The sequence below is a fragment of the Micromonospora sp. ATLC20 genome, assembly GCF_057196585.1.
In genome coordinates this window covers 17,690-28,626 of the sequence record NZ_JBXUOV010000011.1, presented here as the reverse complement: position 1 = coordinate 28,626, position 10,937 = coordinate 17,690, and the positions used below count along the sequence as shown (strand labels likewise).

6 protein-coding genes are annotated in these 10,937 nt (G+C 72.8%); all 6 read right to left on the bottom strand.

The annotated features are described in order from the left end of the window. Positions 1-144: 144 nt before the first annotated feature. The 6 genes from AC2CHG_RS04675 to AC2CHG_RS04650 all read right to left on the bottom strand — a co-directional run bounded on the left by AC2CHG_RS04675 (position 145) and on the right by AC2CHG_RS04650 (position 10,924). Positions 145-3,324 carry a non-ribosomal peptide synthetase gene (locus AC2CHG_RS04675; RefSeq protein ID WP_262016339.1) on the bottom strand — a complete coding sequence of 1,060 codons (3,180 nt, stop codon included), beginning with the start codon at positions 3,322-3,324 and terminating at the stop codon, positions 145-147. 87 nt (positions 3,325-3,411) lie between these two features. After that, a complete protein-coding gene (locus AC2CHG_RS04670; RefSeq protein ID WP_262016338.1) occupies positions 3,412-3,675 on the bottom strand; it encodes a hypothetical protein in 264 nt (87 codons plus the stop codon). 17 nt (positions 3,676-3,692) lie between these two features. Then, the gene (locus tag AC2CHG_RS04665; protein ID WP_402815091.1) at positions 3,693-4,025 is read right to left on the bottom strand and encodes an ArsR/SmtB family transcription factor; all 333 of its coding nucleotides are present in this window, start codon (positions 4,023-4,025) and stop codon (positions 3,693-3,695) included. A 97-nt stretch (positions 4,026-4,122) separates the two neighbouring features. After that, on the bottom strand, positions 4,123-9,933 hold the full coding sequence (locus AC2CHG_RS04660; RefSeq protein WP_484524206.1) for an amino acid adenylation domain-containing protein: 5,811 nt from the start codon (positions 9,931-9,933) through the stop codon (positions 4,123-4,125). Beyond that, the gene (locus AC2CHG_RS04655) at positions 9,930-10,136 is read right to left on the bottom strand and encodes an MbtH family protein (protein WP_262016335.1); all 207 of its coding nucleotides are present in this window, start codon (positions 10,134-10,136) and stop codon (positions 9,930-9,932) included. The genes AC2CHG_RS04660 and AC2CHG_RS04655 overlap by 4 nt, the downstream gene beginning before the upstream one ends. Beyond that, positions 10,133-10,924 (bottom strand): thioesterase II family protein, encoded by a 792-nt coding sequence (locus AC2CHG_RS04650; RefSeq protein ID WP_402815097.1) that lies wholly within the window; start codon positions 10,922-10,924, stop codon positions 10,133-10,135. The genes AC2CHG_RS04655 and AC2CHG_RS04650 overlap by 4 nt, the downstream gene beginning before the upstream one ends. Between the last annotated feature and the right edge of the window lie 13 nt (positions 10,925-10,937).

Sequence of the window (10,937 nt, the reverse complement as noted above, 5' to 3'; positions counted from 1 at the left end):
TCCCTCGCGCTTCGCCCGATGCAGCACCGTCGGATGGTGCGATCTCCGCCTACCTCCGTCTTCGCGTTACGGCCGCGGGATCCGCCGGACCGCCGGTCGATCCCGTGTCGTCGACGGCCATCCCGCGGTGTGGAGTCCCCCGTGTCAGGTGCCGTCCTCGGCGAGGGCCGACACCAGCGTGGCCAGGTCGTCGTCGTCCAGCACCATCAGGTCGGCCACGGCGGGCTCGGTGGCCGGGGCCGGTTCGGCCGGCACCGCCTTCTCCGCGAGCTTCTCGACCGTGTGCAGCGTCAGCAGGTCACCCACGCTGATCAGCCAGCCCGCGTCGCGCAGCCGGGAGACCACCTGGATCGCCCGGATGCTGTCGCCACCCAGATCGAAGAACGAGTCGGACGCGCCGACCCGGGACACCGACAGCGCCTCGGCGAACGCGGCGGCCAGCGCGCTCTCCGCGGCTCCGGACGCCTCGCGGCTGCCGGTCGGTGCGACCTCGGGATCGGGCAGGGCGCGCCGGTCCACCTTGCCGTTCGCGTTGAGCGGCAGCGCCGGCAGCACCATGACGACGGCCGGGACCATGAAGTCCGGCAAGGTCTCGCCCAGGCTGTCGCGGACCTCGGCCGGCTCCGGGGTGCGGCCGTCACCGCCCACCACGTACGCCACCAGGCGCCGGACCCCCGGGGCCGTCTCCTGGGCCGTCACGTACGCCTGGGACACCTCCGGCAGCCGGCAGAGCGCGGCCTCGACCTCGCCCAGTTCGATCCGGAAGCCGCGGATCTTCACCTGTTGGTCGCCGCGACCGACGTACTCGATCACTCCGTCCCCACGCCAGCGGACGATGTCCCCGGTGCGGTACATCCTCGAACCCGGCGGGCCGAACGGCGAGGCGACGAACCGCTCGGCGGACAGCGCCGGCTCGTTCAGGTAGCCACGGGCGGTCGCCCAGCCGGCGAGGTACAGCTCGCCCGAGACGTTGGCGGGCACCGGCTGCAGATCCGGGCCGAGCACGTACGCTTGGGTGGCGTCGAGCGGCGACCCGATCGGCGGCACACCGTCGACCCGGTCCACCACCATGAGCGTGGCGAACGTGGTGGTCTCGGTGGGGCCGTACGCGTGGAGCAGCTTCGTGCCCGGGCAGACCTCGCGGACCAGACGCATCGCCTCGGCCGAGGCGGTCTCACCGCCCGTAAGCACCGTTCGCAGGCCGGCGAACGCGGACGCCCGGGTGCGGGCGATCAGGTTGAACAACGCGGTGGTGAGGAAGGCAGAGGTCACGCCGTGCGTCTCGACCAGGCGGGCGACCTCGTCGGTGGTCAGCTGGCCGGGCGGAGCCACCACGGTCCGGCCACCGGTGAGCAGCGGCACCCAGATTTCGTACGTCGAGGCGTCGAAGGCGTGCGCGGAGTGCATGAGTATCCGCTCGTGGTCCCCGTCCCGCCAGCGGCCGTGCGACGCGAACGCGAGCACGTTGCCGTGGGTGATCGCGACGCCCTTGGGCCGGCCGGTGGACCCGGAGGTGTACATGATGTACGCCAGTCGATCGGGACCGCCGTCCCACGAGGGGGCCACGGCCGGCGCCAGCGCGTCCAGGTCCGCTGCCGACAGCGGAAGCACCTCGAGCGGGTGGTCCGCCGGCGCGTCGGTGAGCAGCAGCCGCACCTCGGCGTCCGCCAGCATCGCCTGCTGTCTCGGGGCGGGATCGGTGGGCCGCAGCGGCAGGTACACGCCGCCGGCCTTGACGATCGCCAGGGTCGCCAGCACGACCAGCGCCGACCGCTCGGCCAGGATCGCCACCGGCTCCTCGGCCCGGATCCCCCGGCTCCGCAGGCGCCCGGCAAGAGCGTTGGTGGCGGCGTCCAGTTGCCCGTAGGTGATCTCCCGGCTCCCGTCAACGACCGCGATCGCGTCCGGGGTCCGCGCCGCCTGCCGCGCGAAGGCGGCGGCGAGGTCACCCTCCGGCTCGGCCACCGAGGCGCCGTTCCACTCGGTCAGCATCCGTTGCCGCTCGTCCGCGGTGACCAGCTCGAAACCGCCGAGCGCCGCGTCCGGCTCGGCCGAGACCGCCCGAAGGAACCGCGAATAGAGGCGCTGGATCGTGATGAGGTCGTCACGTGAGTAGCGATCGTGGTTGGCGTCCACGTCGAGTCGCCAGCCGCTGCCGTCGCCCCGGTCGTAGAAGCAGAGAGACAGGTCGTCGACGGGCCCGAGGGTGAGGTTGTGCGTGACCGTCGTTAGTCCGGCGAGGGTCACCTGGTAGTCGAACGCCATCACGTTGACGACCGTGCCCCAGCCGGTGGTCGCCGCGCCGCTGCGCTCGGGCTGCCAGTCCTCGAACCGGCAGCGCTGGTGCTTCAACGCCTGGCGCAGCGCACCTGAGACCCGCGGCATCAGATCCCGCAGGGTGTCCCCCGGGTTCACCTCGACACGCAGCGGAACGACGTTGGAGGCCATGTTCGGCGTGGCGCGCAGCAGCTTGGTGGTCCGGCCGGTGACCGGGAAGCCGAGCACGATGTCGGTGCGCCCGGTGCAGCGGTGCAGGAAGGCGGCCGTGGCCGCCACCACCAGGACCGGCCAGAGAGTACGCAGTTCGCGGGCCACCCCGGCGATCGTGCCGGTCTGCGTGGCGGGGATGTGTTCGGATCGGCGGATGTGCACGGTGCCCGGATCGGGGGCGACCGGGCCACGGACGGCCCAGTGGTCGCTGAGCCTGACCGGGCTGGCCGTGGCCGCATGCTCCGTCCAGAACCGCAGGTCCTCCTGGAAGTCCGGGCCCACCCGATACTCGGCGTCGGCCACCAGCGTCTCCGCCAGCGGCGCAGCGACCGCCGGCGCGTCGGCGACCGGCTCGCCGGTCACGATCTCGGTGTAGTAAGCGCCGATCTTGCGGAGCAGCAACGCGGCGGCGTAGCCGTCGCAGGCGATGTGGTGTCCGCGCCCGTAGTACCAGAAACGCCGGTCGTCGACCCGCAGCAGCGCGAACGTGAACAGGCCACCGGCCTCGAGGTGGACGGGTCGTTCCAGGTCCTCCCGGATCCAACGGTGGGCCGCCGCCTCGGGTTCGGCCTCGGCCCGGAAGTCGACCCGGGTGATCCGGGCCGGCGCGTCGTCGATGATCTGGCAGAGTTCACCGCGGTCGTCGCGGCGGACGGCGATCACTCTGAAGGTCGGCGCCTCCTCCAGGACCCGGGACCAGGCCTGCTCGAAGGCGTCCTGGTCGAGGTCACCGTTCACCTCGGTGTACTCGGCCACGTTGTAGGCGTGACCGCTCGGGTCGAGTTCGTGCCCGAGCCAGATGCCCTTCTGGCCGGCCGACAACGGTAACTGCATAGATGTCTCATCTCATGACAGTGGAGCCCTGGGTACGGGGGCGATCCGCAGGGCTCCACTGTGTCCATGAGGCCTATATTTTTGGTGTCAGCCGACCTCGCGCATCATCTTCTCCATCGCCGCGGTCGCCTCCCGGACGTGGCTGAGTTCGGCGACCGTACGCCGCTGCAGCTCGGCGTTCTCCTCCAGCAGGCGCGCGCACTTCTCGGCGAGCTCCTGGTACTGCTTCTCCCGTGCCGCAGCCAGGCGTGCCCGCCACGTGGCGGCGACCTGCCACACGATCACGATGAGAACGACGAAGATGCCGGCTGCAGCCAGTACGCCCACCCAGTCGTCGCTCGTGGAACCCACCGCACTCACCCTCGCCCTCACTGCTCTGCGTCGTCTTCGCCGCGCCGGTCATCGGTCAGCGTCTTCACCGCTTCCGCCACCGTCTGCGGTGTCAGGTGCAGTGCGAACGGCGTGACCTCGAAGAACTTCATCGCCTTACCACCCGCGGACAGCTCGAGACTTCCCTCGATGAGCCCCGCGGCCTCCAGCCGGGCGAGGTGCATGTGCAGCAGCGGCCGGCTCATGCCCAATCGCACAGCCAGCCGACTGACGTAGTCCCGCTCGCTGGAGAGCATCCCCACGATCCTGAGACGGTGTTGATTGTTCAGCGCCGTCAACATCTTGAGCAGGTCATCACCTGTGACATCCATCCGCGTGACCTCTTTCCGGCGCACGCAAAGCTTCGCACACCCGCCGAGAGTGCGTCAACAAGTTCTGACAGGTGTTAGTAATCGCTGAGCCTGCCGGTCAGTAGCCGCCCCACCGCGTCACGACCGACTCCCGCTCGGCGGCGGTGAGCAGGTCGATCTCTCCGACCACCAGATCGGGGCCGGCGGCCAGGCTCGCCAACGCCAGCACCATCCGGTCCAGGTGCGCCTCGGCCTCGGCGCTCGTGACCAGGTCGGGCCGGTACCCGAGGCGCACGGTGAGCCCGTCGTCCGCCCCGGGGACCGCGACCAGCCGCAACGGGTAGTGCGTGGCGTCGTCGAGGCCCAGACCGGTGACCCGGATGCCAGCGCCGTCCGGCACGGAGAGCGACTCCAGGTCGAAGGGATAGTTGACCAGCATCGTCGTGGTGTCGAAGAGCTGCGTGCAGCCGGTCAGCCGGTGGATCCGCCCCAACCCGAGGTGCTGGTGGTCGAATAGCTCGGTCTGCTCGGCCTGCAACCCCGCCAGGGCCTGCCCGAGGGACTGCCCAAGGTCGAGCCGCACCCGTACCGGCACGGTGTTCACGAACAGCCCGACCATCCGGTCGGCGCCGGGCAGGTCCGCGGGCCGTCCCGACACGGTCGTGCCGAACACCACGTCGTCCCGGCCCGCGGCCCGCGCCAGCACCATCGCCCAGGCGAACTCGACCGCGGTGTTGAGCGTGACACCCAGCGGGCGTAGCGCGTCGAGCAGTCGGCGTACGACGTCACCGGGCAGGTCGCGGCCGAGCTGGCGCTGAGCCGTCCCGGCCGCACCCGGCTTCTCCGGCGCGATCAGCAACGGGCCGGGCAGGCCGCGCAGGTTGTCGGCCCAGGCCCGTTCCGCGACGTCCGTGTCCCGGGCGGCCAGCCACTCGACGTGCGCGCGATGCGAGGGCGCGGCGGCTCCCGTGTACGCCCCCGGATCCGCCCACAGCTCCCGCAGCTCCCGCACCAGGATCGGCAGCGACCAACCGTCGAACGCGATGTGGTGGCCGGTGATCACCAGCCGCCACGCGTCCGGCCCGAGCCGCAGCAGCGCCAGCCTCAGTAGCGGCGGGCGGTCCAGATCGAAGGTGCCACGCTCGGCGGCGACCAAGCGGTCGGCGGCGGCCGCCCGCTCGTCGCCGGGCAGCGCGCTGAGGTCCGCCTCCCGCCAGCGCGGCACACCACCGGACCGTACGATCTGGACCGCGGCGCCACGGTCGAGCTGATGGAAGCCCGTACGCAGCGCGGAATGGCGTTCGACCAGCCGCTGACCGGCCGCCCGGATCGATGCCGGGTCCACGTTCCCGGAAAGATCGAGCCGCACCTGCGTGGTGTAGACGTCGGAGGTGCCGCCGTCGCGGGCCTCCGCGGCGTGGAACAGGAAACCCTCCTGCAGCGGGCTCATCGTCATGACGTCGGCCAGATCCGGCACGAGCGACTCCAGCCGCTCGACCTCCGCCTGGGACAGCGCCGCCAGCGGCAGGTCGGACGGGGTGCGCCCGCCCACGACGTCCGGGCCGGCCAACCCGGCGAGGCCGACCAGTTCGTCCCGCCATCGCCCGGCCGGCGCGGCGCCCCCGCCTGCGGTGATCCACAGAGCGTGCAGGATGGTCCCCCGCTCGGTCGGGCGGGCCTGGACGTGCACCTCGGCACGGTAGCCGAGCGGCATGCCCGGGTCGGTCCCCGGCGGAAGCGCCTCGGTGGTCACCACCGGCCAGGCCCCGGCGACCGATCCGCCGACGTCGCCGAGATAGTTGAACAGGACCGACGGCGTACCGAGTGCGGCGAGTTGCGGGCGCAACGCCCCGTACGAGGCACCGTCCCGCGGCGCCTCGCGCAGCTGCTCCTTCACCCGCAGCACGGCGGCCCGGAGGTCGGTGCCCGCACCCCGCACCCGGACCGGGTGCACGCTGGTCAGCCAGCCCACCGTGCGGGACAGGTCGACGTCGGCGTGGCGGCCGTGGCCCTCCACGTCGATCAACGCCGTGTCCTCGGTCAGCACCCGGGAGAGCGCGGTGATCAGCAGGTCGTCGAGCCGGGCATGGAACTTCCCGGCCACCCGCTCCAGCCGCTCGACCACGTCCGCCGGCACGGTGATCTCGTCATGCCGCGCATCGCCGGCCACGCCGTGGGCGGCGCCGGGCTCACCGCCGGCGAGCACCGATCGCCAGTACGGCAGCTCGTCGCGCCACTTTCCCGCCGACGCCTGGTGGGCCTGACGCAGCGCCCAGGTGCGGTACGAGACCGGCACCGGTTCCAGCGTGGGGACCGAGCCCCGGCTCCGCGCGGTGACCGCCGCGGCCAGGTCGGGCAGCAGCACCCGCCAGGAGACCGCGTCGACGACCAGGTGGTGCGCGCAGAGCACGAGCCGGTCGTCGACGGCGCGGACGGCCAGGAAGTTGATCCCCCGTGCCGGGTCGAGACGGCGCCGGGCGGATTCTGCGGCGGCGTACGCGGACCCGTCCTCGGGCGTGGGAAGCAGGATGTCCGCGTCCCCCGACGGCGGGATCTCGAAGCCACCGTCCCCGGCCAGCAGCCGGGCCCGCAGCACGTGGTGGTGGTTCACCACGTCGCGCAGCGCGGCGGCGAGCACCAGGTCGTCGGTGCCGGGCGGCATCTCGACCACCACCGCCTGGTGGAAGCCGCGGATCTCGCCGCCGCGGGCGAGCAGGGCCGACCCGATCGGAGGCAGGGGCGCGCGCCCGATCGCGTCGGCCACGGTCTCGGCCACCGCGCCGTCGACCGGCCGGGCGATCGCCGCCAGAGCCGCCGCGGTGCGCAGCCGGAACACGTCCTTGGCGGTGACCGTCCAGCCGGCACGCCGGGCCAGCGACACCACCCGCATCGCGAGGATGCTGTCGCCGCCCAGGTCGAAGAAGCTGTCGCCGACCCCGGCCCGGTCCTGCCCGAGCGCAGTCGCGAACGCGTCCGCGAACGCCGCCTCGGCCGCCGACGTGGGTGCGTCGCCCTTCCCGCGCCCGGGGCGAGGCAGCTCCGGCGCCGGCAGCGCAGCCCGGTCGACCTTACCGTTCGGGGTGACCGGGAACGCGTCGAGCAGGACCACCGCGGACGGGACCATGTGCTCCGGCAACGCGGCGGCCACCGACGCCAGCAGGTCCGCTGGGACAAGGGTGCTTCCGGGGTCGGGGATCACGTACGCGACGAGCCGCTGAATGCCGGGCCGGTCCTCGCGCACCAGCACCAGTGATTGGGAAACTCCGGGGCAGGTGGCGAACGCCGCCTCGATCTCGCCCGGTTCGATCCGCTGCCCGTGCAGCTTGACCTGGTGATCGCTGCGGCCGAGGTACTCGAGCACGCCGTCGGACCGCCAGCGGACCAGGTCGCCGGTGCGGTACATGCGCTCGCCGGGGGCGCCGTACGGGCAGGCGACGAACCTCTCGGCAGTCAGCCCGGCCCGGCCGACATAGCCGTGTGCGAGACCGGCGCCGGCCAGGTAGAGCTCGCCGACCACGCCGGGCGGAACCGGACGCAGCCGCCGGTCCAGCGCATAGACCCGGATGTTGGCGATCGGCACCCCGATCGGCACGGTGACCGCACCCGGCTCGTCCCGGCATTCCCACGCGGTGACGTCCACCGAGGCCTCGGTCGGGCCGTACAGATTGTGCAACTCCACGCCGGGCAGCAGTTCGAAGAACCGCCGCTCGAGGTCGACCGGCAACGCCTCACCGCTGCAGACGACCCGGCGCAGCCCGGTGCAGGTCGCCACCGCCGGTTCGCGGAGGAACTCGCCCAGCATCGAGGGCACGAAGTGGATCGTGGTGATCTGCTCCTCGCGGACCAGCGCGGCGAGGTAGGCGGGTTCGCGGTGGCCGTCCGGGCGAGCGATGACCAGTGTGGCACCGACCAGGCAGGGCCAGAAAAACTCCCAGACCGACACGTCGAAGCCGGCCGGGGTCTTCTGGGCGACGCGCTCGCCGGGGCGCAGGCCGTACCGGTCCTGCATCCACCGCAGGCGGTTGACGATGCCGCGGTGCGGGATCGCCACGCCCTTCGGGCGGCCGGTCGAGCCGGAGGTGAAGATCACGTAGGCGGTGTCGTCCGTGGTCGCGGGCCGCCGCTCGGCCGTGGTCAGCCGGTGGGCGGGCACCTCGCTCAGGTCGAGCGAGTCCAGCCGCAGCGCCGGGCCGGGCAGATCGTCGCCCTCGGTGAGGACGCAGACCGGGTCGGCGTCCTCGATCAGCTGAGCGATCCGGGCGGCCGGGTACTCGGGGTCGACCGGCAGATAGGCGGCGCCGGTCTTGAGCACCGCGTACAGGGCGATTACCAGGTCGAACGACCGGGGCAGCGCGACACCGACCAGCCGGCCGGGTCCGGCCCCCTCGGCGAGCAGCCGCCGGGCCAGCCGGTTCGCCCGCCCGTCGAGCTCACGGTAGGTGAGGCCGGCGCCCTCGAAGCGCAGCGCGGGCGCGTCCGGCGTACGGTCGACCTGCGCCTCGAACATCGAGATCAGCGTGCCGTCGGGCACCTCGCCGGCGGTGTCGTTCCAGCGGTGCAGGACGTCGGCGCGCTCGTCCGCGCCGAGCAGGTCCAGGTCGTTGACGGCGACGTCCGGGTCGGACGCCACCGCGGCCAGCACGCGACCGAGCCGGTCGAGCAGGGATGCCGCCTCGCGCTCGGGGATCACGTCGGGGCGGTGGCCCAGCCGCAGCTCCAGACCGTCGCCGGCGGTGACGGCCAGACGGAGCGGGTAGTGGGTGGAGTCCTCGATGTGGACGCCGGTGATCCGCACACCCGCCGCGCCGAGTGGGCCGGTGACCGCCTGGTGGTCGAGCGGGAAGTTCTGGAACACCGTCGTGGTGTCGAACAGCGCCGGGTGCCCGGCAGCGCGCTGCACGGCGGCCAGCGGGGTGTGGTGGTGCTCGATCAGATCAGCCTGCTCGGCCTGAAGCCGGACGAGGCAGGCCACGGCGGTCTCGTCGCCGTGCAGTCGCATCCGCACCGGCACGGTGTTGAGCAGGAGGCCGATGATCCGGTCGGCGCCGGCGAGCGCCGGGGGGCGGCCGGACACGGTCGTACCGAAGATGACGTCGTCCGTGTTCAGCATGCGGGACAGCAGCACACCCCAGCCGAACTGGACCACGGTGCCGAGGGTGTAGCCGTGGCGGCGGCCCTGTTCGGCGAGCCGGTCGGCAACCTCCGCGGGTAGCACGACGCGGACCTCGCGCTGCAGCACCGCGGGAAGGCTCGCGGCGTGCGGCGCGTACAGGGTCGGCGCCTCGAGCCCGGCGAGCGCCGCGGTCCACGCCTTCTCGGCGGGCGCGGTCGGCTGGGCGCGCAGCCAGGCGAGGAAGTCGCGGAACTGGGGTGCTGGCGGCAGCGCCCCGGACGGGCCGGCGGCGTAGCCGGTGAAGAGCTCGCCGAGGGCTACCGGCACCGACCAGCCGTCCCAGATCAGGTGGTGCACGGTGAGGACGAGCCGGTGCCGGCCGGGAGCGAGCCGGAGCAGGGTGAAGCGCAGCAGCGGTGGCCGGTGCGGCGCGAACCCGGCGGCCCGTTCGGCGTCGGCGATCCGGGTCGCCTCGTCCTCTCGGGCCGCCGGCGGCGCCCCGGTCAGATCGTGCTCGCTCCACGCCGCCGGAACCTCGCGGTGGATCAGCTGCACCGGACGCTTGAGTCCACGGTGGTGGAACGCCGCGCGCAACGCGCCGTGCCGGGCGATCAGCTGGCCGGCGGCCGACCGCAGTCGGGCGGCGTCGAGCTCGCCGGCCAGGTCGAGCCGGAGCTGGGTGGTGTAGACGTCGATCCCGCCCTGCCCGGCCCCGTCGCCCTGGTCCTGGACCGCGTGCAGCAGGAGGCCCTCCTGCAGTGGGGTGAGCGGCAGGGCCGCCTCGATGCCGTCGGGAAGCCGCGGTGCGCCTGTCACTTCGGCTGCTCGCGCGGGCGGCGGCGCAGGTCGGTCCAGTTCCGCTCGACGTACCGGACGCACTCGGCGCGCTCGGACTCGGCCAGCGCGACCGTCCAGCCGGCAGGCACCGCGACCGCAGCCGGCCACAGCGAGTGCTGGCCCTGGTCGTTGGTGAGTACCAGGAATCGCCCGTCCGCGTCGTCGAACGGGTTGCCGCTCATCGCTGCCCCCCGGTGTTCTCGCGCACGGGCAGGTCGGCGGCGAGCTTCTCGGCGATCAGCAGCGCGAGCACGGCCGGCGCGGTCTCCAGGTAGAAGTGTCCGCCCGGTACGGTGCGGGTGTCGCATCCGGCAACCGTGTGCCGACGCCATTCCCGGGCGTGGTCCACCGTGAACGAGGGGTCACTGTCCCCGGCGATGACCGTGATCGGGCAGGTCAGCGGGGCGCCTGTGGTGTACCGGTAGTCGGCGACCAGCCGGAAGTCGCCGTGCAGGATCGGCATCGCGAGCTCGCGCACCCCGGCGTCGGCCAGCATCCGGGCGCCGACGCCGCCGAGCGAGTCGACGTAGCGCAGCAACGACTCGTCGTCCGGGAAGCGCAGCGCCTGGCTGTTGTCGTGGTGCGGGGCGCGGCGAGCGGAGGCGAACAGGTGCCGCAGGGCGTTCGGGCGCCTGGCGCGCAGGCGCCGGGCCACCTCGAACGCGACGGTGGCGCCCATACTGTGCCCGAGGAACGCGGCGGGCCGGTCCAGGCGCTCCAGCATCGCGCCGGTGATCTCGTCGACCAGCTCGGCCATCGTCCGAGGCAGCGGTTCGCCGTAGCGGTCCTGTCGGCCCGGGTATTGCACCGCGACCAGCTCGATGTCCTCCTGAAGCAGCACCGCCAGCTGGTGGAAAGCGCTGGCGGCACCGCCCGCGTGCGGGAAACAGAAGAGCGTGAGCCGTGCGGCGGGTCGAGGCGCGATCACCCGGAAGCAGTCACGCGCCGCCATGTGCTTGGCAACAGTCATGAGCGTGGAGACT

Excerpts from the sequence above, each read along its gene's own strand:
- AC2CHG_RS04675 (WP_262016339.1), bottom strand. The coding sequence starts at position 3,324 with ATGCAGTTACCGTTGTCGGCCGGCCAGAAGGGCATCTGGCTCGGGCAC.
- AC2CHG_RS04665 (WP_402815091.1), bottom strand. The coding sequence starts at position 4,025 with ATGGATGTCACAGGTGATGACCTGCTCAAGATGTTGACGGCGCTGAAC.
- AC2CHG_RS04655 (WP_262016335.1), bottom strand. The coding sequence starts at position 10,136 with ATGAGCGGCAACCCGTTCGACGACGCGGACGGGCGATTCCTGGTACTC.
- AC2CHG_RS04650 (WP_402815097.1), bottom strand. The coding sequence starts at position 10,924 with ATGACTGTTGCCAAGCACATGGCGGCGCGTGACTGCTTCCGGGTGATC.